23 protein-coding genes are annotated in these 22,127 nt (G+C 71.5%); 13 read left to right on the top strand and 10 right to left on the bottom strand.

From position 1 onward, the window contains the following. Positions 1-10 precede the first annotated feature (10 nt). Positions 11-307: a 4a-hydroxytetrahydrobiopterin dehydratase gene (locus tag B118_RS0100945; RefSeq protein ID WP_043540972.1), complete on the bottom strand. Its 297-nt coding sequence runs from the start codon at positions 305-307 to the stop codon at positions 11-13. 188 nt (positions 308-495) lie between these two features. Here B118_RS0100945 and B118_RS0100950 point away from each other — a divergent pair, with 188 nt between their 5' ends. Further along, positions 496-936, top strand: coding sequence for a (deoxy)nucleoside triphosphate pyrophosphohydrolase (locus B118_RS0100950; RefSeq protein ID WP_018222716.1), 441 nt, complete (start codon positions 496-498; stop codon positions 934-936). An 84-nt stretch (positions 937-1,020) separates the two neighbouring features. Here B118_RS0100950 and B118_RS0100955 read toward each other — a convergent pair whose 3' ends face one another. From B118_RS0100955 to B118_RS0100980, 6 genes are all read right to left on the bottom strand, one after another. Continuing rightward, entirely contained in the window at positions 1,021-2,121 is a 1,101-nt protein-coding gene (locus B118_RS0100955; protein ID WP_018222717.1) for a succinate dehydrogenase/fumarate reductase iron-sulfur subunit, read from the bottom strand. 3 nt (positions 2,122-2,124) lie between these two features. After that, positions 2,125-4,038 carry a fumarate reductase/succinate dehydrogenase flavoprotein subunit gene (locus tag B118_RS0100960; RefSeq protein ID WP_018222718.1) on the bottom strand — a complete coding sequence of 638 codons (1,914 nt, stop codon included), beginning with the start codon at positions 4,036-4,038 and terminating at the stop codon, positions 2,125-2,127. A 12-nt stretch (positions 4,039-4,050) separates the two neighbouring features. Further along, positions 4,051-4,869: a hypothetical protein gene (locus B118_RS0100965; RefSeq protein ID WP_033660336.1), complete on the bottom strand. Its 819-nt coding sequence runs from the start codon at positions 4,867-4,869 to the stop codon at positions 4,051-4,053. A 243-nt stretch (positions 4,870-5,112) separates the two neighbouring features. Next, entirely contained in the window at positions 5,113-6,522 is a 1,410-nt protein-coding gene (locus tag B118_RS0100970) for a TldD/PmbA family protein (protein ID WP_028192269.1), read from the bottom strand. Continuing rightward, complete coding sequence (locus tag B118_RS0100975; RefSeq protein ID WP_018222721.1) at positions 6,519-7,955, bottom strand: TldD/PmbA family protein; 1,437 nt, start codon at positions 7,953-7,955, stop codon at positions 6,519-6,521. Before B118_RS0100975 ends, B118_RS0100970 begins: the two co-directional genes overlap by 4 nt. Further along, positions 7,952-8,725 carry a helix-turn-helix domain-containing protein gene (locus B118_RS0100980; RefSeq protein ID WP_337588108.1) on the bottom strand — a complete coding sequence of 258 codons (774 nt, stop codon included), beginning with the start codon at positions 8,723-8,725 and terminating at the stop codon, positions 7,952-7,954. The genes B118_RS0100975 and B118_RS0100980 overlap by 4 nt, the downstream gene beginning before the upstream one ends. Positions 8,726-8,829: 104 nt before the next feature. On the opposite strand from B118_RS0100980, the gene B118_RS0100985 reads away from it, so the two are divergent. Beyond that, complete coding sequence (locus B118_RS0100985) at positions 8,830-9,330, top strand: VOC family protein (RefSeq protein ID WP_018222723.1); 501 nt, start codon at positions 8,830-8,832, stop codon at positions 9,328-9,330. 66 nt (positions 9,331-9,396) lie between these two features. Here the strand turns inward: B118_RS0100985 and B118_RS0100990 are convergent, their stop codons facing one another. Then, positions 9,397-11,532 (bottom strand): S9 family peptidase, encoded by a 2,136-nt coding sequence (locus B118_RS0100990; RefSeq protein WP_018222724.1) that lies wholly within the window; start codon positions 11,530-11,532, stop codon positions 9,397-9,399. A gap of 85 nt (positions 11,533-11,617) precedes the next feature. Here B118_RS0100990 and mshB point away from each other — a divergent pair, with 85 nt between their 5' ends. From mshB to B118_RS0101005, 3 genes are all read left to right on the top strand, one after another. Continuing rightward, positions 11,618-12,598 carry an N-acetyl-1-D-myo-inositol-2-amino-2-deoxy-alpha-D-glucopyranoside deacetylase gene (mshB, locus tag B118_RS0100995; RefSeq protein ID WP_018810121.1) on the top strand — a complete coding sequence of 327 codons (981 nt, stop codon included), beginning with the start codon at positions 11,618-11,620 and terminating at the stop codon, positions 12,596-12,598. An 11-nt stretch (positions 12,599-12,609) separates the two neighbouring features. Beyond that, entirely contained in the window at positions 12,610-13,053 is a 444-nt protein-coding gene (locus tag B118_RS0101000) for a hypothetical protein (RefSeq protein WP_018222726.1), read from the top strand. An 81-nt stretch (positions 13,054-13,134) separates the two neighbouring features. Beyond that, positions 13,135-13,602, top strand: a complete 468-nt coding sequence (locus B118_RS0101005; RefSeq protein WP_026185711.1) for a hypothetical protein — start codon at positions 13,135-13,137, stop codon at positions 13,600-13,602. Between the two features lie 6 nt (positions 13,603-13,608). Here the strand turns inward: B118_RS0101005 and B118_RS0101010 are convergent, their stop codons facing one another. Then, positions 13,609-14,571, bottom strand: a complete 963-nt coding sequence (locus B118_RS0101010; protein ID WP_028192271.1) for a GNAT family N-acetyltransferase — start codon at positions 14,569-14,571, stop codon at positions 13,609-13,611. 79 nt (positions 14,572-14,650) lie between these two features. Here B118_RS0101010 and fdxA point away from each other — a divergent pair, with 79 nt between their 5' ends. From fdxA to B118_RS0101035, 5 genes are all read left to right on the top strand, one after another. Continuing rightward, positions 14,651-14,977, top strand: coding sequence for a ferredoxin (fdxA, locus tag B118_RS0101015; protein WP_018216902.1), 327 nt, complete (start codon positions 14,651-14,653; stop codon positions 14,975-14,977). Beyond that, complete coding sequence (dapC, locus tag B118_RS0101020; protein ID WP_272945061.1) at positions 14,974-16,080, top strand: succinyldiaminopimelate transaminase; 1,107 nt, start codon at positions 14,974-14,976, stop codon at positions 16,078-16,080. The genes fdxA and dapC overlap by 4 nt, the downstream gene beginning before the upstream one ends. A 17-nt stretch (positions 16,081-16,097) precedes the next feature. Then, on the top strand, positions 16,098-17,138 hold the full coding sequence (locus B118_RS0101025) for a prephenate dehydrogenase (RefSeq protein WP_028192272.1): 1,041 nt from the start codon (positions 16,098-16,100) through the stop codon (positions 17,136-17,138). Between the two features lie 116 nt (positions 17,139-17,254). Continuing rightward, complete coding sequence (locus B118_RS0101030) at positions 17,255-17,893, top strand: SIMPL domain-containing protein (protein WP_018222731.1); 639 nt, start codon at positions 17,255-17,257, stop codon at positions 17,891-17,893. Beyond that, on the top strand, positions 17,893-18,540 hold the full coding sequence (locus B118_RS0101035) for a nucleoside/nucleotide kinase family protein (protein ID WP_018222732.1): 648 nt from the start codon (positions 17,893-17,895) through the stop codon (positions 18,538-18,540). The genes B118_RS0101030 and B118_RS0101035 overlap by 1 nt, the downstream gene beginning before the upstream one ends. A gap of 6 nt (positions 18,541-18,546) precedes the next feature. On the opposite strand, the gene dapD is transcribed toward B118_RS0101035, so the two are convergent. Continuing rightward, positions 18,547-19,506, bottom strand: coding sequence for a 2,3,4,5-tetrahydropyridine-2,6-dicarboxylate N-succinyltransferase (gene dapD, locus B118_RS0101040; RefSeq protein ID WP_018810115.1), 960 nt, complete (start codon positions 19,504-19,506; stop codon positions 18,547-18,549). A gap of 24 nt (positions 19,507-19,530) precedes the next feature. Between dapD and dapE the strand changes: the two genes are divergently transcribed. The 3 genes from dapE to B118_RS0101055 are packed head-to-tail and all read left to right on the top strand — an operon-like array spanning position 19,531 to position 22,053. Continuing rightward, a complete protein-coding gene (gene dapE, locus B118_RS0101045) occupies positions 19,531-20,604 on the top strand; it encodes a succinyl-diaminopimelate desuccinylase (RefSeq protein WP_018222734.1) in 1,074 nt (357 codons plus the stop codon). Positions 20,605-20,653: 49 nt separating this feature from the next. Further along, positions 20,654-21,505 carry an LOG family protein gene (locus tag B118_RS0101050; RefSeq protein ID WP_018222735.1) on the top strand — a complete coding sequence of 284 codons (852 nt, stop codon included), beginning with the start codon at positions 20,654-20,656 and terminating at the stop codon, positions 21,503-21,505. Positions 21,506-21,507: 2 nt separating this feature from the next. Next, positions 21,508-22,053, top strand: coding sequence for an LOG family protein (locus tag B118_RS0101055; RefSeq protein ID WP_018222736.1), 546 nt, complete (start codon positions 21,508-21,510; stop codon positions 22,051-22,053). The last annotated feature ends 74 nt before the right edge of the window (positions 22,054-22,127 follow it).

Here is a 22,127-nt window from a genome sequence, read left to right on the forward strand (position 1 = left end):
CGTCGTGGCCTCAGCGCTCGGTGACGGCGCGGTACGCGTCCTCGATGCGGGCGGCCAGTAGGACCTCGCCCTCGGTCAGCGGTACGGTGTCGTGGCCGACTCGAATCTCGGTCTGGTCGGCGTGGCGGCTGATGTCGGGGCGAAGGTGCAGCGCGTCGGCGACCACCTTCACCCGCTCGGTGAGGGCCGCGTGCTGGGAGTCGTCGATGGGGAGCGTCCGTCGGATCCCTTCGCCCTCCCGGGTCCAACCGGGCAGCAGAGTCAGCGCATCGTTGAGATAGTTTTGCTTACCCCGCCCGAACGGCATGCGTACCACCACACCTCCCGGCATCGTTGCGGTCTTGTAGCCCAATCGTCGCTTTTCCGTGTCTTATCGGTGGACTTAGTCTGTCCTTTGGTGGGGGCTGTGTCCACGGCCACACTTCTGGGTCTTCCTGGCCTGATGGGTTGGTCACGGTACCCAAACCGACGATTGATCTGGCACGCTGGACGCTCGTGCGAACCGAACAGGCAAGCGATGGCGGCCGGGTCGAGCGACCCGAGCCGAAGGTGGTCGTCGGCGCGGCAATCATCCAGAACGGCCGGGTGCTGGCCTGTGCACGGTCAGCCCCGCCGGAGGTGGCGGGCCGGTGGGAGTTCCCCGGCGGCAAGGTGGAGCCGGGGGAGAGCGAGACCGCGGCGCTACTGCGCGAGTGCGCCGAGGAACTGGCCGTCCGGGTGGAGATCGGCGAGCGGGTCGGCCGGAGTGTTCGGATGGCCCACGGCCGCTCGGTGTTGAAGGTGTATCTGGCCCGGCTGCTCCCCGGCGACCAGCCGCAGGCCCTGGAGCACTCGGCACTGCGTTGGCTCTCCGCCGCCGAGTTGGACAGCGTCACCTGGCTACCCGCCGATGCTCCGATCGTCGCCGCGCTCCGCCCACTGCTGGCCACTGGTTGACCCGCAGCAGAACCGGAAGGGCAACCCGAAAACGGACAGGGCCGGCGGAGTTCGCCGCCGGCCCTGTCATCGTTGCTGCCGTGTTCAGTGCTTGTCCTGCTCCGGGTGGGCGTAGTTCAGGTGCTCCGGCGGCAGCGGGAAACTCACGTCCTCGCCGAACGGCGACGGTGCGGCCGGTCGGTCGAAGGTGAGCTCGGTCAGTGGCAGCTTGCCGGTCTCGTCAAGTGTCGGGGCGGTCGGCTTCGGCACCTCGCGGTGCCAGTTGACACCCGCCTGCGCCTGCGCCTCGGCCTCCGGGTCGTGCGAGGCTCCCGCGTGCGAGTGGAACCCTGGCGGGCCGGCCGCGGGGGTGCGCACGGCGCCCGGGGAGTGCTCGCTGGTCACGCTGGTCTGAGGCACCTGACCCCTCCGGAAGATCTTGTTACCGAGCCAAACAAGAGGATCATACTTCCGGTCGACTACCCGCTCCTTCATGGGGATAATCCCGTTGTCGGTGATCTTGATGTGCTCGGGGCAGACCTCGGTGCAGCACTTGGTGATGTTGCAGTAGCCCAAGCCCTGTTCGGCCTGCGCGTACTCCTTGCGGTCGTCCCGCGCGTCCAGCGGGTGCATGTCCAATTCGGCGGCCCGAATGAAGTACCGCGGCCCGGCGAAGGCGGGCTTGTTCTCCTCATGGTCCCGGATCACGTGACAGACCGTCTGGCAGAGGAAGCACTCGATGCACTTGCGGAACTCCTGCGAGCGCTCGACGTCGACCTGCTGCATCCGGTAGTCGCCCGGGGTGACACCGGGGGGCGGTGCGAAGGCAGGCGTCTCCCGGGCCTTCTCATAGTTGAACGAGACATCGGTGACCAGGTCCCGAACGATCGGGAACGTCCGTAGCGGCGTGACCGAGATCGTCTCATCCGCGGTGAAGGTCGACATTCGGGTCATACAGGCCAGTTTCGGTTTGCCGTTGATCTCCACCGAGCAGGAGCCGCACTTGCCGGCCTTGCAGTTCCAGCGGCAGGCGAGGTCCGGCGCCTCGGTGCTCTGCAGTCGGTGGATGATGTCGAGGACGACCTCGCCCTCCTTCACCTCGACCAGGTATTCCTTCAGGTCGCCGCCGGTCTCGTCGCCCCGCCAGATGCGGAACTGTCGCTTCGTGGCCGGTGCGCCGGCCGCCTGGCTCTTCTCAGTTCCCATTCCTCAGCGCTCCTCCTCGGTGAGGGCGTCGAACTCCGCCAGTTCCTCGTCGGTCAGGTACTTGGCCAACTCCGCGCGGTCGAAGAGCGCGAACAGCTCCGGCCGCATCCGCGGTAGCGGCTTGCGGTCCAGGTGCACGATGTCGCCCTCCAGGGAGCAGACCTGGTTGACCCGTCGCCAGGCCGGGTCCATCGTCGGATGATCCTCACGGGTGTGGCCGCCCCGCGACTCCCGCCGCTCCAGCGCTGCCTTCGCGGTGCACTCGGAGACCACCAGCATGTTGCGGAGATCCAGGGCGAGGTGCCAGCCCGGGTTGTAGCGCCGACCGCCCGCCGCGCTCACCTTCGCCACGCGTTCGCGAAGCTCGCCGAGTCGGGCCAGCGCGTCAACCAGCTCGCCCTCCCGACGAATGATGCCGACCAGGTCGCCCATCACCGCCTGGAGATCCTGCTGCAGGACGTACGGGCTCTCGCCGGTGTCCCGCTGCAACGGGGCCAGGGCCGTCTCCACCGCGGTCTCCACCGCCGGCACCGGGACCCGGGGCCGGGATGCCAACCCGTCGGCGTACGAGGCGGCGTGCCCGCCCGCCCGCTTGCCGAAGACCAGCAGGTCCGACAGGGAGTTACCGCCGAGCCGGTTGGAGCCGTGCATACCGCCGGAAACCTCACCCGCGGCGAACAGCCCGCGGACATGGCCGAGGGCCGCACCGGAGTCGGGGTCGACCTCCACGCCACCCATCACGTAGTGACAGGTCGGACCGACCTCCATCGGCTCCCGGGTGATGTCGACATCGGCCAGCTCCTTGAACTGGTGGTACATCGACGGGAGGCGACGGCGAATCTCCTCCGCCGGCAGCCGGGAGGCGATGTCCAGGTAGACGCCGCCAGCAGGGGTGCCCCGGCCCGCCTTGACCTCGCTGTTGATGGCCCGGGCCACCTCGTCGCGCGGCAGCAGCTCCGGTGGCCGCCGGTTGTTGTCCGGGTCCTCGTACCAGCGGTCCGCCTCGGCCGCACTGTCGGCGTACTGCTTTCGGAACACATCCGGCACGTAGTCGAACATGAACCGCTTGCCCTCGGAGTTCTTCAGGATCCCGCCGTCCCCGCGGACCGACTCGGTGACCAGGATGCCCTTCACCGAGGGCGGCCAGACCATGCCGGTCGGATGGAACTGGAGAAACTCCATGTTGATCAGCGTCGCCCCGGCGCGCAGCGCCAGCGCGTGGCCGTCCCCGGTGTACTCCCAGGAGTTCGAGGTGACCTTGTACGAGCGGCCGACCCCACCGGTGGCCAGCACCACGGCCGGCGCCTCGAAGAGAATGAACTCGCCCGACTCCCGGTAGTAGCCGAAGGCGCCGGCGACCCGGTCGCCGTCGAGCAGCAGCTCGGTGATGGTGGTCTCGGCGAACACCCGGATCCGGGCGTCGTACGAGCCGTGCTCGCGCCGATCTTCCTGCTGGAGCGAGACGATCTTCTGCTGGAGGGTACGGATCAGCTCCAGGCCGGTGCGGTCGCCCACGTGCGCGAGGCGCGGGTACTCGTGCCCGCCGAAGTTGCGCTGGGAGATCCTCCCGTCCTTCGTCCGGTCGAAGAGGGCGCCGTAGGTCTCCAGCTCCCAGATTCGCTGCGGCGACTCCTTCGCGTGCAGCTCGGCCATGCGGAAGTTGTTCAGGAACTTGCCGCCGCGCATGGTGTCGCGGAAGTGCACCTGCCAGCTGTCCCGGCTGTTCACGTTCCCCATCGCGGCGGCGGCGCCGCCCTCGGCCATCACCGTGTGCGCCTTGCCGAAGAGCGACTTCGAGATGATCGCGGTCTTCTTGCCGGCCAGCCGGGCTTCGATCGCCGCCCGCAGCCCGGCGCCGCCGGCGCCGATAACGACGACGTCGTAGTGGTGTCGTTCGATTCGCGTGGTAGTGGTCATGTCGGGGGCCCTCTAGTTGATGAACCGCAGGTCGGTGAACCAGCCGGCGGAGACGGCCATGATGTAGAAGTCGGTGAAGAGCACCGTGAACAGCGACACCATGGCGAACGTGCCGTGTCGGACGTTCAGCTTCGAGACCAACGTCCAGAAGCGGTACCGCACCGGGTTCCGGGAGAAGTGCTTCAGTCGCCCACCCATCACGTGCCGGCAGGCGTGGCAGGAGAGCGTGTAGCCGGCCAGCGCGACGATGTTGACCAGGATGATCAACGTGCCCAGACCGACCCCGAAGGCTCCGTCGGGCCCGCGGAACGCGAGGAACGCGTCGTAGATGTTGATCAGCAGGACCACGAAGGCCAGGTAGAAGAAGTACCGGTGCCAGTTCATGACAAACAGCGGAAACCGGGTCTCCCCGGTGTACTTCTGGTGTGGCTCGGTCACCGCGCAGGCCGGCGGGGACGCCCACAACGAGCGGTAGCCCGCCTTGCGGTAGTAGTAGCAGGTCACCCGGAACCCGGCGACGATCGGGAAGGCGACGATGCCGAGTGGGAGGAAGAAGGGGAACTCCCCGAACGGGGTGCCGAAGTGCGACGAGCCGGGTACGCACGAGTCGGTCAGACACGGCGAGTACAGCGGCGTGAGGTAGTGGTAGTCCTCCACGTAGTACCACTTCGCCATGAAGACGCGGATTGTCGAATAGACGATGAAGAAGAGCAGGATCGCGGCGATGCCGACGGGCTGCACCCACCAGCGGTCGGTACGCAACGTTCGCGCCGCGATGGCGGCACGTGGACGCGCGCCCGGTCCTCCCGGCCTCGTTGCCGTTGATGTCATTCCAGTCGTCTCCCTGACGGGCCCCGGATGGGCGGCGGATCAAGTTCGGTAGGCAACCAGGCCGCACCCGCTTGCCAACGTCATGCGCACACCAACGACCGCGCCGGAGAAACGGCGCAGCTAGGTGACACACGTTACGCCGATCTTTGCGGGCCGTCCGCGCAAGGCAGTGTCCCGTGTGTCCCCGTTCTTGAAAAGGCCTGTCAGTGCATCGAGGCCCATCCGTTCGTTCGACGGCGCCGGTCAGCCGGAGGCCCCGCCGGTGAAGTTCCACCCGGCGAGGCGCAGCGCCGGTGCCTCCCACCAGACCCCGTCCACCCGGTCCGGCTGGCGGGCCGGCGTGTGCCCGACGCCGAGTACCGCCCCGGGACGGAGTGCGCGCGGGTAGGACTCGGTGAACCGGAGGTCGCGTACCGCCCGAGTCACCACGCCCCCCTCCACCAGCCACACCCCGTTGCGGGTGAGGCCCGTGCTGACCAGGCTCTTCGGGTCGAGGATCCGGGTGTACCAGAAGTCGCTGACCAGCAGACCGCGGCGGACGCCGGCGAGCAGCGCGGCGGTGTCCGGGTCGACGACCGCCGCGGTGCGGGCGTCGCCGGACCCGGGCTGCCGCACCTCGGCCGAGGTGGCGGTGAGGCGCAGGTTGCGGGGGACCGGGCCCCAGGCGGCGCCGCCGGGGACGGCGTGCCCGGTTGAGGGGACACCGGCCAGGGCGGCGGTGCGCCGATCGTGTGCGACGGCAGCGGTCACGCCCGCGTCCACCAGGGTCAACGCCGCCCGCCGAGTGCCCTCCACGTCGAACGGCGGACCGGACCGGTCGAGTGGGTCGTCCACCAGGGTCACCATCGGGTCGAACTGGGCCGTGCCGGGCTCGACGAAGGACTGGCCCTCGTGGTGCCGCTTGCCGTTGAAGCCGTAGGCGGAGAGGTGCTGGAGCAGGTCGGCGACGGCGGCCGGCTCCAGCACCACCTCGTACCGGCCAGGCGGCAGCTCGACGGGGTCGGTAGCCGCCCGAGCCTTGCCGGCGGCGCGGGCGCCGAGGACGGAACCGTCCAGGTCGGCGAGGCGGTCGGCGGCCAGCCGGGCCACCCCGTCCGCGCCACCGCTGCGGGCGATGCCGTCCATCGCCGCCTCGGCGATCTGGCCCCGGACCGAGTGGCCGGCCGAGTTGGCGAACGCCGACGAACGGTGCGCCGTGCGGCAGTAGCCGGCCGTCTCCAGCCCGTCGGCCGCCGCCACGAAGGCGCGGACCCGCTCGGCCCGATCACCCGGCTCCGCGTACGCGGTCGCCTCGTCCACCGGGGCCCCCGGCGGAATCGGGGTAGGTGGGGTGAGCCCCGGCCAGGCCGGGTCGAGTGGACCGAGTCGTACCGCCGCCAGGGTGCGCTCGACGAGTTCCCGCAGCCCGTCCGAAGTGCCGACGCTGCCACTGCTGGCGACGGTCCGCCCGGCGAGGTGCAGCCGCAGCCGTACGGTGTGGTGGGTTTCGCCGACGTTCTGGTGAATGAACGAGTTGGCGAACCGGGTCAGCGCCAGCTCGGCCCGGGTAACCGTCGCCTCCGCCGAGGCGGCCGGCCCGGCCAGCCGGTGGACCAGCTCGATCACCTGGCCGGCCACGTCCAGCTCGGACCTCGGCCGGATCGTCGCCCTCACGCGCGCACCCCCACCCGGGTGCCGCGGAAGCGGGCGGGTGCGGCCGGATGGCCGGTGTGCCCCACCTGCCCTGGTTGACCCTTGCCGCAGTTGGGTGTTCCCCAGGCGACCGTCTCGCCGGAGAGCATGTCCATCGAACGCCAGAAGAGCGGGCTGATCCCGGTGTACGTGGGATTGCGCAGCATTCGGCCCCGCTTCCCCTTCTTGATCTCCCAGCCGACCTCGCAGCCGAACTGGAAGTTGAGCCGTTTGTCGTCGATGGACCAGGACCGGTTGATGTCCATCAACACCCCCTCGTCGGTGGCGGCGATGATCTCGTCCAGGCTGTGTGGACCGGGCTCCAGCCCGACATTGGTCATTCGCACCATCGGCAGCCGGGCCCAGCCATCCGCCCGGACGCTGCCGCCGTAGTCCAGGCCCGCGACGGCGGCCGAGTCGCGGCCCGCGAGCACGCCCACCCAGCGCCCCTCCCGTACGGCGTCCCGGCGGACCGCCGGGGAACCCTCGTCGTCGTAGCCGAAGCTGCCCAGCGCCCCAGGAAGCGTCGGGTCGATGGTGATGGTCATCAGCTCCGAGCCGTACCGCAGCGAGCCGAGCTGGGCCAGCTCCAGCCAGGAGGTACCAGCGAAGGCCGCCTCCCAGCCGAGGATCCGATCCAGTTCGATGGCGTGCCCGACCGACTCGTGGATCTGGAGGGCGAGCTGCTCGCCACCGAGGATCAGGTCGGTCTCGCCGGCGGGGCAGGCCGGTGCGGTGAGTAGGGCCCGGGACTCCTCGGCCATTCGTGCCGCGTGCGCGGTCAGGTCGAGCGAGTCGACCAGTTCCCACCCGCTGGTGCCGTACTGGCCCCGGTAGCTCGGGTACGACCGGCGCTGGGTCTCTCCGGCGCCGATCGAGGTAGCCGAGATGCCCCCGCCGCATTCGCGGATGCGCTGGTCGATCCGGTGGCCCTCGCTGGAGACGAACCACTTCGTGGTGTCCCAGATCTGGTAGAGGCCCTCGGCGAGGTCGGCGCCGTGCTCGGCCATCAGCCGGGTCGCCTCGACCAGCAGGTCGCCCTTGGCCGACAGCGGCACGCCGAGCGGATCCACCGCGCAGGTCGAGGCCCAGCTCGCGGTGACCGGCTGGGCCGGGATCGGATCGATCGGCGGGCCCGGGACGCGGGCACTGGCCGCGGCGATCCGCGTCGCCCGCCGGCCGGCGTCGCGGGCGGCGGGGTCGGACAGGTCGGGGACGGCGTGGAAGCCCCAGCTCGACCCGACCAGTGCCCGGACGCCCAGCCCGACACTCTCGTCCTGGGTCAGCTCCTCGATGTCGCCGTTGCGGGCCGTCATGGACTCGTAGCGCCGGTGCATCACCCGGGCATCCGCGTACCGGGCGCCCGCGTCGAGGGCGGCTTGGACAGCGGTGGAGGCCGCATCGAACTCGGTCATAGCTCGACCCTAGGGGAGCCAGCCGCATCCGTCCGCCGTCGGTACGCGCCCGGCGTGAGACCGAGGACCGACCGGAATTCGTTGGCGAGGTGGGCGTGGTCGCTGTAGCCGAGGTCAGCGGCGACATCGGCCAGGGTCGTCTCCGGATCATCCCGCAGACGCTGGGCGGCTTCCTGTAGCCGGCGGCGGCGGATCATCGCTGCCGGCGGCAACCCGATGAACCGGGCCGCGAGCCGCTGCACCGATCGGGCGGACAGACGTAGGTGACGGGCGATATCCTCTACTGTGCGCACCGTCGGATCGGCATCGATGACATCGGCCATCCGGTTGGCTAACAGCGCCTCGTGCCGCGGTGGCGGCACCGTGTCGGAAAGCCACGTCGCGAACGCGTCCACGGCCTGGCGGTGCCGGGCGGGTGGATCATCCGGCTCGAGCATCGCTCGCCCCACTCGCTCCCGCAGTGCCGGGAGGTCCAGGAGTTGGTACCGGTCCCGTAGCACCGCCGGTGCGGTGGCGAAGTGGGGCACCGCCGCTGGCCGGAGTAGGGCTCCGACCGCCCAGCCGGTGCCGGTGAGTTCGCGGTACGAGCTGCCGGTCGTTGGCCCGGCGAGGCCGACCACGGCTGGTTCGACCACGAGATTGCAGGCGGGGAAGGCGATCAGCTGCTGTCGGGAGGTCTGCCCTGCCGGGAGACACCACTCCGGAATCCAGAACCAGCGCACCAACTGTGCCACCGAATCTGGTGCCGGAAGGCGGGCGAACGTGGGCAGCCACGCCGGATAGAGGACACCCCGCCGGCTCGCCGTACCCAGCTCGGATTCCTGTCGCGAATCTTCAAGCCCGTGCGTGCTGCGCCTACCTATGGTCAACTCCTATGACTGATCCGAACCAAGCCGCCGACGGCGAACACACCACGAACGGCACGCCGCACGGAGCTACCAGCCTGACTCCCTTCCTGGCCATCCCGGACGCCCGCCGGGCCATCGACTTCTACCAGAAAGTCTTCGGTGCGCGGGTGGTTGACGTGACCGAGCTGGGTGGCGTCGTGGCCCACGCCGTCCTCGACTTCGGCCAGGGGCTGCTGCAGATCGGGGAGCCGATGCCCAAGTATGGGCTCGTCGCGGCACCCGAAGGGGAGCAGGACTGCTACTCCATCGGCTTCTACTGCCCGGACGTTGACACCGTGGTCGAACGGGCCCAGGCGGCCGGCGCGGTCATCCGGGAAGCCCCGTCCACGTTCGTCTCGGGTGACCGTTTCGCCAGCATCCGGGACCCGTTCGGCGTACGGTGGTCGGTCCTGACCCGGGTGGAGGACCTCTCCGAGGAGGAGAGCGCGCGACGGATCGCCGACTGGGCCAGGCAACAGGCGGAGTGACCGGCGCGGGCAACGGGCGGCACCGCGCGGGTTGACCCGATTCTCCGTACCCGCCGGGGGTGGTGCTCATCCCAGGTGGGTACGGAGGAAGGCGAGCTCCAACCGCAGCAGCTGCTCACCGACACCGCCCGCCGCCATGTGTGTCGCGCCGGTCAGCGGCAGCACCGAATGCGGGTGCCCGTTGGCGACCAGCGCGGCCGACAGCCGCAGCGTGTGCGCCGCCACCACGTTGTCGTCGGCCAGCCCGTGCACCAGCAGCAGCGGCCGGGCCTGCTCGGTGGCGGCGGCCAACTCCACCAGGGAATGGTGGGCGTACACGTCCATCCCGTCCTCGGGCAGGCCCAGGTAGCGTTCGGTGTAGGCGGTGTCGTACAGGCTCCAGTCGGTCACCGGCGCCCCGGCGATCCCACACCGGAACAGCTCCGGGCGGCGCAGCACCGCCAGCGCCGCCAGCCAGCCGCCGAACGACCAGCCCCGCACCGCCACCCGGTCGAGGTCCAGGTCCGGATGTTTGTCGGCGAGCGCGGTGAGCCCCTCCACCTGATCGGTGAGGACCATGTCCGCCACCCGCCGGTGGATCGCCTTCTCGAACGACGGCGCGACCCCCGGCGTACCACGGTTGTCGATCACGACCACCGCGAACCCGGCGTCGGCCCACCACTGCCGCTCCAACCACGCCGACCGCGCCGCCAGCACCTCCTGGTGGCCGGGGCCGCCGTACACGTCCAGCAGCACCGGCAGTCGGCGGCCGGAGACGTGGTTCTCCGGGTAGAGCACCGCCGCCGGCAGCCGCCGATCGGTCACCCGCTCCAACAATGGCAGCGGAGCATACGGTGGGGTGGCCGCGAACGACCGCAGCGTCGCCACCTCCCGGTCACCGCGCCAGACCGTCCAGCGCAGACCCGGGTGGTCCAGGGAGGCGCTGCCCACCACCAACACGTCCCCGCCCACGACACCGACGTGCCAGCCGGAGTCCGGGGTGATCCGGCGGAGGTCCATCCCGCCGCCGACCGTGGTGCGGACCCGGAACAGGTGCTGTTCGCTCGGCTCGCCCTCGGCCGCCTCCACCAGCAGGTCGGCCGCTCCGGTGCCGGAGCGGGCCGGGAGCCGGCCCACCACCCGGCGCACGTAGAGCGACGGCGGCGTCAGCAGCGTTCCGTCGGCGAAGAGGCACCGTGCGTCGTAGCCGTCGTGGGCCAGTTCCCCGCCGACCAGCACCCGCCCGTCCGGCAGGTGGGCGGGAGTGCCGGGGACCGGCTCTACCCAGCGCGGGTCCGCCAGCTCGGCGTGTACCTGGGTCTCCCCGGTGCGTGGGTCCACCGCGAGCACCAGTCCGTGTTGCTGGGAGCGGCGCAGCACGGTGATCAGCGGTCCGCCGTCGGTCCAGTGCACGGCGGTCAGGTACGGGTAGGTCTCCCGGTCCCAGTGCACGTCGACCCAGCCGCCGTCGAGGTCGAGCAGGTGCAGGCTGACCTCGGCGTTGTTTCCGCCCGCCCGGGGGTAGGCGACGGTGGTCGGCGCGGTCGCCGGCTCGGCCGGATCATGCAGGTGCCACCGGTCCAGTCGGGACTCGTCTACTCGGGCGGCGAGCACCGAGCGGCCGTCCGGCGCCCACCAGTAGCCCCGGAACCGGTTGAACTCCTCTGCCGCGACGTGCTCGGCCAGCCCCCAGATGACCCCCGCGTCCTCGCCGGCGAGCATGGTGTCGGTGCCGTCGTGCTCGACCACCCGAAGCTCGCCCCGGCGGACCCCGGCCGCGGCGTCGGTCACGTACGCCAGCCGCTGCCCGGTCGGGTCGGGGCGGGGATCGAGCACCGGGCCGGCGGCGGCCACCTCGACCACGTCCCCGTGGATCAGGTCGGCCCGGAAGAGCCGGCCACCGAGAGCGAAGATCGCCACCCGGCCAGCCGAGTCGAGGGCGTACGAGCCGATGCCGGCGGCGCTCAGCCGCAACCGCTCCCGCAGCGTGCGCTCTCCCGGGCTGAGCTGGTCGTCGGCATCCTCCGACCGGAGCGCCGCCGGATCGGCGACGAGCCGCTCCTGCCCGGTGTCGACGTCGAGGAGCCAGAGCGCCTCGGTGGGGTCCGTCGGCCCGCTGGAGCGAAGGAAGAGCACCCGGGAGCCGTCGTCGGCCACCGAGATCGCCCGCGGCGCTCCGTGGCGGAACCGACGGGTCCGTGCGGCCAGCTCCGGAAAGTCCACACGTCGGATCGTAGGGCGGTGCTGTGGGTGATGTGGCGGACCTGCCCGGACGCATCCGGGTCGGCTGCGAGAACCGCCGGATAGAGTGACGGACGTGACGACACTGCCCGATCGCCGGCTCCTGCTGGTCCATGCGCACCCCGACGACGAAGCTATCGGCACCGGCGCGACGATGGCCCACTACGCGGCCACCGGCGCCCACGTCACGCTGGTCACCTGCACCCTGGGTGAGGAGGGTGAGGTGCACGTGCCGGAGCTGGCGCAGCTCGCCGCGGCCGAAGCTGACCAACTCGGCGGCTACCGGATCGGGGAGCTGGCGGCGGCCTGCCGCGCGCTCGGGGTCACCGACCACCGATTCCTCGGTGGCGCCGGCCGCTATCGCGACTCCGGGATGATGGGCCTGGCCACCAACGAGCACCCGCGCGCCTTCTGGCAGGCCGATCTCGATGTAGCCGCCGGGCAGCTGGTAGAGCTCATGCGGGAGCTTCGGCCCCAGGTCATGGTCACCTATGACGATAACGGGTTCTACGGCCATCCGGATCACATCCAGGCCCACCGGGTGGCGATGCGGGCACACGAGTTGGCCGCCGCCGAGGGGTTCGCTCCGGCGAAGGTCTACTGGACGGCGATGCCGCGCAGTGTGCTGGAGGCCGGGATGACCCACTTCGCCGGCTCGTCGGACAACCCGTTCGCGGGTATCCAGGAGGCGGTGGAGTTGCCGTTCTGTACGCCGGACGAGCGCATCGCCGCCCGGATCGACGCGAGCGGGCAGCACGCCGCGAAGGAGGCGGCGATGCGCGCGCACGCCACCCAGATTCCGGACAACTCCTGGCTGTACTCGATCGCCGGCAATTTCGGCAGCGAGTTCATGGGGGTGGAGTACTACACCCTCGCCAGCGGTGACAAGGGCCCCGGCTTCGGCCCGTACGGGTGGGAGGACGACCTCTTCGCCGGGCTGCCGGTCGGGGCGGGCTCGGACGACCGGGCTTCGGTCGGGGAGGGCTCGGACCGGACTCGCGCCGACGGCGTCAACCGGGCCCCGGTCGGCGCGACCGGCCAGTGGTGAGTCTTCCCGCCATGCCGGTGTCGGTGCTGCCCGACGAGAGCGCTCCGCCGCCGGCTCGGGGCAACGCCCGGCTGGCCAACCGGGCGTTGCGGTTCACCGGCGGCGTGTTGGCCGTCGCCGGCGGGGCCCTCAGCGCGGTGCTGGAGCTCCTGCTCGCCCCGCTGCGCGTCGGCGACCATCTGATCGGTGTGACCGTGCTGGTCGCGGTCGGGTTGAACGTGGCCCTGAGCTGGTTCGCCCTGGCTACTGTCGGACGCCGGTGGGCGGTGGCGCTGCCCGCCGTGCCGTGGTTCTTCCTGGTCGCAGTCGCCGGGATCCGCACCTCGGAGGGGGACGTGCTGCTGGCCGGCACCTGGGTGGACCTGCTGCTCGTCGTGGCCGGCGCAATGACCTTCGCGGTGCTGGGGTTCCGGCAGATCCTGGCCGCCCCGCCGACTGGCCGGCCCGGGGCCTGACGGCACCCGTCCTCCGGTGGTAGACATTCCTGCCAGGACGACCCGTACGAGTGGTGGCGGGCGGTATGGCGGGAGGGTGCGATGAGGCAGCGGTGGCGGGTGGCCGGCGGGCTGGCGGGTGCGCTGTTCGTGGTGAACATGGTCGCTCGGTTGATTATCTGGGTGGGGTTCGACGATGCGGACACGACCGCGGCTGATCGGGTGTCCCTCGGGATGTTCGTGGTGATCGGGGTGGGCCTGGCCGCGGTCACCTTCGTCTGGAGCCGACGCCGGCCTGCCGCCGGGTGGGGGGCGGATATCGCCGCCGCGGTCGGCGTCGCGCTGGCGCTGACCATACTGGTCGGGCCGCTGCTGGTGGGGAAGAACCCGTTCGGTGACGGTGCGGGGACCTTCTTCGCGCAGATTTGGCTCTACGCCGCGGTCACCGGTGTCGGGGTACTGCTGGGTTATCTGCTGGCCGTCGCGCTCGGCCTGGACCACCGCTCCCAGGCATTGAGGCGGTACGCCGAGTCGAAGGCGGCGAAGCCGCAGAAGCCGGTCCGCCGCTGACCCGGGTCAGTCGACAGGTGCGGTTCGGGTTCGGTAGGTGTGATGGGTGGTGAAGCCGAGCGCTCGATAGAGCGGCACCGCTTCGGCATTGTCCTGTTCGACCTGGAGGAAGGCCTTCGTCGCGCCGGCCGCCGTACCCCAGTCGGCCAGGGCGCGGACCACCTGCCGGGCCAGCCCTCGCCGGCGTGCCTCGGGCGTCACCTCGATCAGACTGAGGCCCAGCCAACGGTCCGCCCCGGTGACAGTTCCCCGGCCGATGGCGACCAGCCGGCCGGCAACGCGTACCTGGGCGAAGCGGATCTGGGGCACGGCGGTGAGTACGTGCCGGGCGGCGGCCGACAGGTCGCCCTTGCGGTTGGCGGCGACCGCCAGCCAGTCCGTCGACGGCGCGGCGGTCAGCTCGACCGGCGGTACGTCGGCGATGTCGGGCCGGGCGGCCGGCAGCGCGGCCAGCGGTGCCGTCTGGACGAGCACCGGCGAGCCGCCGCGCCAACCCCGGGCGTCGAGCTCCGCGCTGACCGGCGCGGCGAGCGGAAGCGGCGTGTTGATCAGGGCGGGTCGACCGAGGTCGGCGTACCAGCGTTGCACCGCGTCGATCGCGGCGGGCAGCGGCCGGTCCGGGTCGCCGACGGGTAACGCCGAATTGGCGCGGCCGGTCCAGCCGTCGGCGCTGCGCAGCAGCCAGCCGCCCAGCTGGGCCCGGGTCGGTGCGGGCCAGGCCGCGTCGGCCGCGTGCTCCAGCGTCGCCACCGCGGCAGCTGCCGGCCGGCGGGAGGGGGGTACTCGTCGCGCTCGGTGGACCTCGGCCCTCGGCACCACAAGCCGACCCTGCGCGGTGACGAGGGTGAGATGGCTCTCGCTCAGCTCGGCCAACTCGCCGAGGGCATCGGAGAAGCGGGGCCGGCCGGCGCGAATCCCCACAATTCGGCGGACCACCACCCGCTGTCCCACATCCTCTGGTTGGAGCACGATCGACCTCCTCCCCGACGAGATACTAGGCTCATACCCGTCGCGGATGATCGCGGCGTGTCTGCGGAGGAGAAGATCGGTGACCTACATCATCGCCGAGCCGTGCGTGGATGTGCTCGACAAGGCCTGCATCGAGGAGTGCCCGGTCGACTGTATCTACGAGGGCAACCGGATGCTCTACATCCACCCCGACGAGTGTGTCGACTGTGGTGCCTGTGAGCCGGTGTGCCCGGTCGAGGCGATCTTCTACGAGGACGACGTGCCGGAGCAGTGGAAGGACTACACCGCGGCCAACTACGAGTTCTTCGAGGACCTGGGTTCGCCCGGCGGCGCCTCGAAGATCGGCAAGGTGGAGAAGGACGCCACCTTCGTCGCGGCGCAGGCGCCACGTGGAGAGGCGAACTGAACCGGCCCACGCCGGTCTCGGCTCGGCTGCCGGAGTTCACCTGGGACGCCCTGGAGGCCGCGGCCGCTCTGGCCGCGGCGCACCCGGGGGGCCTGATCAACCTCTCCATCGGTACGCCGGTTGACCCGGTGCCGCCGTCGATCCGGCAGGCGCTGGCGGACGCCTCGGACGCCCCCGGGTACCCGCTGACCGCCGGCTCGCCGGCGCTGCGGGCCGCGATGGCGGCCTGGGCGGCGCGGGCCTGCGGTGCCGACCCGGAAGGGCTCGGCGTGCTTCCGGTGGTCGGGTCGAAGGAACTGGTTGCCTGGTTGCCCACGCTGCTCGGGATCGGATCACAGGACGTGGTCGTGGTGCCGTCGGTGGCGTACCCGACCTACGAGGACGGGGCTCGGCTCGCCGGGGCGACTGTCGTGCGGGCTGATTCGTTGACCGCCCTCGGTCCGACCCCCCGGGTTCGCCTGGTCTGGGTGAACTCGCCGGGGAACCCGACGGGGCGGGTACTGCCCGCACCCCACCTGCGCAAGGTGGTCGACTGGGCCCGGGAGCGCGGTGCGGTCGTCGCCAGTGACGAGTGCTACCTACCGCTCGGCTGGGAGGCCGAGCCGGTCTCGGTGCTGTCGCCGCAGGTCTGCGGAGATTCGTACGACAGCGTCCTGGCGGTGCACTCGCTCTCCAAGCGGTCCAACCTCGCCGGCTACCGGGCTGGCTTCGTCGCCGGTGATTCGGCGCTCGTCGCCGAGCTGCTCAAGGTACGCAAGCACGCTGGGATGATCATGCCAGCGCCGGTGCAGGCCGCGATGGTGACCGCCCTGGCGGACGAGCGGGACGCCACCGAGCAGCGGGAGCGCTACCGGGCTCGGCGGGCCGTGCTGCGCGCCGCGTTCACCGCCGCCGGGTTCACCGTCGAGCACTCGGAGGCCGGCCTCTACCTGTGGCTGACCCGGGATGAGGACTGCTGGGCCACGGTCGACTGGCTGGCCCGGCGGGGCATCCTGGTGGCGGCGGGCGCCCTCTACGGGCCCGCCGGCGCTCGACATGTCCGCGTGGCGCTGACCGCGTCCGACCAGCACGTGGCGGCGGTCGCCGACCGGTTGGTCGGCTGAGAGCGGCGGGTGCGACCGTGACCGATGCTGGGAGCACCGCGGCCGGGGCGGCGTACCGCGGGGTCCGGGCCGCGGTCGTGGGGACCGGTCTGATCGGGGGGTCCATCCTGCTTCGGCTCCACGACGCCGGGCTGGACGTCACCGGCTGGGACCCGGACCCAACGACCCGGGACCAGGCGCGTGAGCGGGGAGTGCCGGTCCCGGAGACCATTGAGGCGGCGGTCGCCGGACGGGAGTTGGTATTCCTGTGCGGGCCGCTACCGACCCTGCCGGCCACCCTGTCGACTGTCGCCACGGCCAGCGGGCCCGACTGCGTCCTCACCGATGTGGGTAGTACCAAGGCCGAGGTGGCCGCGGTAGCGGCCCGCCTCGGTCTGCTGCACCGGTTCGTGCCGGGGCACCCGATGGCGGGCGCCGAGTTCGCCGGGCTCGCGGCGGCCAGGCCGACGCTCCTCGACGGCGCCGCGTGGGTGCTGTGCCCGGGGCCCGCGACGGCCCCGTTCCGCTGGCTCACCGGGCTGCTCCTGGCTGTCTTCGGGGCTCGGGTGGTGCCGCTGGCCGCGGCCGCGCACGACCGGGCCGTCGCCCTCGCGTCGCACGTGCCGCACCTGCTCGCCGGGGCGCTGGCCGGGGCGAGCGGTCGGGCAGCCGCACCGGATGCCGTTCTCGCCCTCGCCGCCGGCAGCTTCCGCGACGGCACCCGGGTCGCGGCCACCCCGGCGGAGCGGACGGCCAACCTGCTGCTGGGCAACCGGGACGAGGTGCTGCGGGAGCTGACCGGGGTGCGGGCCTACCTGGACGAGCTGGTCGAGGCCCTGCGCTCCGATGACCGGGAGCGGCTCACCGCGCGCTACGACGAGGCGGGGGCGATCCGGCGCCTGCTGTCCGATCGGGCGTACGCCGTCCAGGTCCGTGAGTTCCCGGTCGGTGGGGACCACACCGCGGAGGTCGGCTGGCTTCGGCAGGTCGGCGCGGCCGGCGGCTATCTGGGCGGCTGTCAGCTGCGTGAGGGTCGGGTCTGCTACACCGCCGGGCTGCCGCAACCAGGTCGGGCGTGACGCGCGGCGGTTGGGCGTGGCGCGCGGCTCGGTTGGGCGTGACGCGCGGCCTGGTTGGGCGTGGCGCGCGGCCGGTGGGCCTGCCGGCGCCGTCGGATCGCCGCTAGGGTGTGCACATGGTGGCTGGACCGGTGGTGGCGGTTCGCGGGGAGTCCTTCCGGGAGGTCGCGCCGGAGCGGGCCCGGTTCGCCGTGGCCGTGCTGGCCCGGGACCGGGACCGGGAGGCCACACTGAGCCGGCTGGCCGAGCGGGCGGCCGCGGTCCGGGTGCTCCTCGACGGGTACGGCTCGATGATTGAGCGGCGGGAGACCGGCGAGCTGCGGGTCTCCCCGGAGCTACGCCGCTCGGGGGAACGGGTGCGCGCATATCACGGCAGCGTGCGCACCACCGTCACGGTTACCGACTTCACCACCCTGGGCGAGTTGCTGCTGCGCCTGGCTGACCAGGACCAGGTCGAGGTGTCGGGGCCGTGGTGGTCGCTGCGTCCGGACAGCCCGGTCTACCGCGAGGCCCGGCACGCGGCGATCGCCGACGCGCTGCGGCGGGCCCACGAGTACGCGGAGGCCCTCGGCGCCCGGGTGACCGCGCTGGTCGAGCTCGCCGACGCTGGCGTCGATCGGCCAGCCACATTGGCCGCCCGGCCCTACTCGGCCACTGCCGAGGGGGTGCCCGAGCTCGATCTGGACCCGCGACCCCAGTCGGTGCAGGCGGCGGTGCAGGCACGGTTCACCATCAGCGAGCCGGTCCTCCGCTGATGGGGTCGGCCCGAGTGGTACCTGTCGCCGAGTTGGTGGCGCGGGCCCGCGCGCTCGCCGACACCGGCTCCCGCCAGTTGCTGGGCATCACCGGTGCTCCCGGCGCGGGTAAGTCCACCCTGGCCACGCAGATCGTCGCCGCCGTTGGGCCGGCGGCCCGGCTGGTGTCGATGGACGGGTTCCACCTTGCGCAGGCCGAGCTTGTCCGGTTGGGCCGGGCGGAGCGGAAGGGCGCCGCGGACACCTTCGACGCCAACGGCTACGTCTCGCTGCTGCGCCGGCTGCGGCGCCCCGAGCCCACCTCGGTCTACGCGCCGGAGTTCCGGCGGGAGTGGGAGGAGCCGGTGGCCGGGATGGTCGAGGTGCCGCCGTCGGTCCGGCTGGTGGTTACCGAGGGTAATTACCTGCTGCTGCCGGATTGGCCGTGGGAGGAGGTCCGGCCGCTGCTGCACGAGGTGTGGTTCTTGGATCTCGATGCGGAGCAGCGGCGGCGCCGGCTCACCGCGCGGCACGAAACGTACGGGCGCTCGCCCGCCCAGGCCCGGGCCTGGGCGGGCGGCACCGACGAGGTGAACGCCGCGCTGGTGGCGAGCACGGCGCACCGGGCTGACCTGGTGGTGCGCCTCGCCGAGCCACCGCCGGGCTGAGTCCCGTCAGTCGTTGGCGTGCAGCGCGGCGTTCAGCGCGATGCCCTGCCCGGTGCGCGGCTTCGCCTCGAGCCCGCCGGTGACCGAGTTGCGCCAGAAGAGTAGACCGTCAACGCCGGACAGCTCGCGGGCCTTCACCACCCGGCCGTCCGGCAGCGTGAGCTTGGAGCTGGCCGTGATGTAACAGCCCGCCTCGACCACGCAGTCATCGCCGAGCGAGATGCCCACGCCCGCGTTCGCGCCGATCAGGCTTCGCTCGCCGATGCGGACCTTGTCGGTGCCGCCACCGGAGAGGGTGCCCATGATCGAGGCGCCACCACCGATGTCGGAGCCGTCCCCGATCACCACGCCCTGCACGATGCGTCCCTCGACCATGGAGGCGCCGAGCGTGCCGGCGTTGAAGTTCACGAAGCCCTCGTGCATCACCGTCGTACCGGAGGCGAGGTGGGCGCCGATCCGGACCCGGTCCGCGTCGGCGATGCGGACCCCGGAGGGCACCACGTAGTCGGTCATTCGGGGGAACTTGTCCACCCCGTAGACGCTCAGGTGGCGACCGGCGGACCGCTCGATGACCCGCAGCTCGTCCACCCGCTCCGGCGGGCAGGGTCCGGCCGAGGTCCAGGCGACGTTGGCCAGCTTGCCGAAGATGCCGTCGAGGTTGAGCTCGTTGGGCCGCACCAGCCGGTGCGAGAGGAGGTGCAGCCGGAGGTACGCGTCCGCGGCGTCCTTGATCGGGTCGGCCAGCGAGCCGAGGACGGTCACCAGCTGGACGGTCCGCAGACCCGGCAGCGCCCGGTCGCCGACCGCGCCCGGCGGCAGGTCGAGGACATCCGCCTCATCCTCGCCCGGGACCAGCGGCAACTCGCCGAGGCCCAGCTTGCCGGTCGGGTACCAGGTATCGAGCACCTGGTCGTCAGCGGTTACGGTGGCCAGGCCGATGCCCCAGGCAGACTGCGTAGTGGTCACCTCTGTGACGGTACCGTGCGGATTATGAAGAACCCGTTGACCCCCGAGGTCCTCGCTGATCCGGTGGCCCTGACCCGCGCCCTGGTCGACATCGAGTCCGTCTCCCGAAACGAGAAGGCGATCGCGGACTGTGTCGAGGATGTGCTGCGCGGTGTGCCGCACCTGACCACCTATCGGTACGGCAACACCGTGATGGCCCGTACCAGCCTCGGCCGGGACCAGCGGGTGGTGCTCGCCGGCCATCTCGACACGGTCCCGATCAACAACAACTTTCCCGCCACCGTGCGCGGCGACCTGATGTACGGCTGCGGCACCTCGGACATGAAGAGCGGGGTCGCGTACGCGTTGCACCTCGCGGTGAGCCTGACCGAGCCGCGGTACGACGTGACGTACTTCTTCTACGAGGCGGAGGAGATCGAGTCGACGTACAACGGTCTCTTCCTCGTCTCCGAGGCCCACCCGGAGTGGCTCACGGCCGACTTCGCGCTGCTGCTGGAGCCGACGCACGGGATCGTCGAGGCGGGCTGCCAGGGCACGCTGCGGGCGACCGTCGGCACCAGCGGCGTACGGGCGCACTCGGCGCGCTCCTGGCACGGCGTGAACGCGATCCACGCCGCCGGGGAGGTGCTGCGCCGGCTCGGGGCGTACGAGGCCCGCCGGGTGACGGTCGATGGCTGCGAGTACCGCGAGGGATTGAACGCGGTGCGCATCAACGGCGGGGTGGCCGGCAACGTGGTGCCGGACCGCTGCACGGTCGAGGTCAACTACCGGTTCGCCCCCGACCGCAGCCCGGAGCAGGCCGAGGCGCATGTGCGCGAGGTGTTCGCCGACTTCGAGGTGGCGATCACCGACCTGGCGGCCGGCGCGCTGCCGGGGCTGGAGGCCGCGCCGGCGCAGGAGTTCCTGGCCGCCGTCGGTACCGCACCAATCGGCAAGCTGGGCTGGACGGACGTTGCCCGCTTCGCGGCGTTGGGCACCCCGGCGCTGAACTTCGGCCCCGGGGATCCCAACCTCGCCCACCACCCGGACGAACACGTCGAGATCGGGAAGATCCGCGACGGTGCGGCGGTGCTGCGTCGCTGGCTCTCGGTCGCCTGAACGGCCCTGTCCGCCCGCCCGTCGGCGCATCTCCACTACGGTTGCCTGCATGAGTGAGAGCAACGGGCGGGAGGCGGCCGGCGCGGCCCCGCGGGACCAGCACCGGGGTACCGGGGCACCACGTCGGTCAGTGATCGGCGGCAGTACCGCCGATCAGCGGCTGCTCGACTCCCGCCAGCGCAGTGACTGGAAGACCCGGGACGCGTGGCGGGCGCTGCGGATCCTCTCCGAGTTCGTCGAGGGCTTCGACACCCTCTCCGACCTGCAGCCAGCGGTGAGCGTCTTCGGTTCGGCGCGGAGCCTGCCGGACAGCCCGGAGTGCCAGCTGGCCGAGGAGCTGGGTGGGGCGCTGGCCCGGGCCGGCTACGCGGTCATCACCGGTGGGGGGCCGGGGGTGATGCAGGCGGCGAACCGGGGGGCCAGCGAGGCCGGCGGGCTCTCCGTCGGCCTGGGCATCGAGCTCCCCTTCGAGCAGGGCATCAACGACTGGGTCGACGTGGCGATCGAGTTTCGGTACTTCTTCGCGCGGAAGACCATGTTCGTCAAGTACGCCCAGGCGTTCGTGGTGCTTCCTGGTGGTTTCGGCACGATGGACGAGCTGTTCGAGGCCCTCACCCTGGTGCAGACCGGCAAGGTGACCCGGTTCCCGGTGGTGCTGATGGGCGCTGACTACTGGCGCGGGTTGCTCGACTGGCTGCGGGACACGATGGCGGTCGAGGGTAAGATCGGGGCTGTTGATCTTGATCTGATCTGCCTCACCGACGACGTGAACGCGGCCGTGCGGCACATCGTCGAGGCGGAGGCGGTGCTCTCCGCCGAGCAGGAGGCGATCCGCGAGGAGTCCGTCGCCGTCACCGCGGCCGAGCAGCGGGCCGCGGCGGACGAGGGGGGGCGGGGCTGACCATGGCAGCGATCTGTGTCTTCTGCGCGTCTTCCCGCACGCTTGACCAACGCTTTCTGGACCTGGCGACCGAGACCGGCGCGGAGCTGGCCCGTCGGGGTCACACGCTCGTCAGCGGTGGTGGCCGGGTCGGGATGATGGGGGCGGTGGCGGCCGGCGCACGGGCCGCCGGCGGGCGGACGCTGGGCGTGATCCCGCAGGCCCTGGTCGATCTGGAGGTCGCCGACCTCGCCTCCGACGAGTTGTTGGTCACCGAGTCGATGGCTGACCGTAAGACCATAATGATCGATAAGTCGGATGCCTTCCTCACCCTCCCCGGTGGCCTCGGCACGCTGGACGAGCTCTTCGAGGTCTGGACGACCGCCACCCTGACGCTGCACGGCAAGCCGATGACGCTGGTGGACGCCGACGGCTTCTACCGCCCGCTCTTCGACTGGCTGGGTGGTCTGGCCAAGCAGACCTTCCTGAAGCCGGCGGGCCTGGAACTGCTCCCCGTCGTGGCGACTGTCCCCGCGGCCCTCGATCTCCTGGAGTCCCGGCTGAGCTGAGGGCCACCGCCCGGGGTCTTGCGCTGTGGCCAGGTCGGCGGTAGCCCCGGCCTCGCCGCCCCGCCGGCGTGGCA

It is taken from the genome of Salinispora pacifica CNR114 (genome assembly GCF_000514775.1).
GTDB classification, from domain to species: Bacteria; Actinomycetota; Actinomycetes; order Mycobacteriales; family Micromonosporaceae; genus Micromonospora; species Micromonospora pacifica.

Excerpts from the sequence above, each read along its gene's own strand:
- B118_RS0100945 (WP_043540972.1), bottom strand. The coding sequence starts at position 307 with ATGCCGTTCGGGCGGGGTAAGCAAAACTATCTCAACGATGCGCTGACT.
- B118_RS0100955 (WP_018222717.1), bottom strand. The coding sequence starts at position 2,121 with ATGGGAACTGAGAAGAGCCAGGCGGCCGGCGCACCGGCCACGAAGCGA.
- B118_RS0100960 (WP_018222718.1), bottom strand. The coding sequence starts at position 4,038 with ATGACCACTACCACGCGAATCGAACGACACCACTACGACGTCGTCGTT.
- B118_RS0100965 (WP_033660336.1), bottom strand. The coding sequence starts at position 4,869 with ATGACATCAACGGCAACGAGGCCGGGAGGACCGGGCGCGCGTCCACGT.
- B118_RS0100975 (WP_018222721.1), bottom strand. The coding sequence starts at position 7,955 with ATGACCGAGTTCGATGCGGCCTCCACCGCTGTCCAAGCCGCCCTCGAC.
- B118_RS0100985 (WP_018222723.1), top strand. The coding sequence starts at position 8,830 with ATGACTGATCCGAACCAAGCCGCCGACGGCGAACACACCACGAACGGC.
- B118_RS0101000 (WP_018222726.1), top strand. The coding sequence starts at position 12,610 with ATGCCGGTGTCGGTGCTGCCCGACGAGAGCGCTCCGCCGCCGGCTCGG.
- B118_RS0101005 (WP_026185711.1), top strand. The coding sequence starts at position 13,135 with ATGAGGCAGCGGTGGCGGGTGGCCGGCGGGCTGGCGGGTGCGCTGTTC.
- B118_RS0101030 (WP_018222731.1), top strand. The coding sequence starts at position 17,255 with ATGGTGGCTGGACCGGTGGTGGCGGTTCGCGGGGAGTCCTTCCGGGAG.
- B118_RS0101035 (WP_018222732.1), top strand. The coding sequence starts at position 17,893 with ATGGGGTCGGCCCGAGTGGTACCTGTCGCCGAGTTGGTGGCGCGGGCC.
- dapE (WP_018222734.1), top strand. The coding sequence starts at position 19,531 with ATGAAGAACCCGTTGACCCCCGAGGTCCTCGCTGATCCGGTGGCCCTG.
- B118_RS0101050 (WP_018222735.1), top strand. The coding sequence starts at position 20,654 with ATGAGTGAGAGCAACGGGCGGGAGGCGGCCGGCGCGGCCCCGCGGGAC.
- B118_RS0101055 (WP_018222736.1), top strand. The coding sequence starts at position 21,508 with ATGGCAGCGATCTGTGTCTTCTGCGCGTCTTCCCGCACGCTTGACCAA.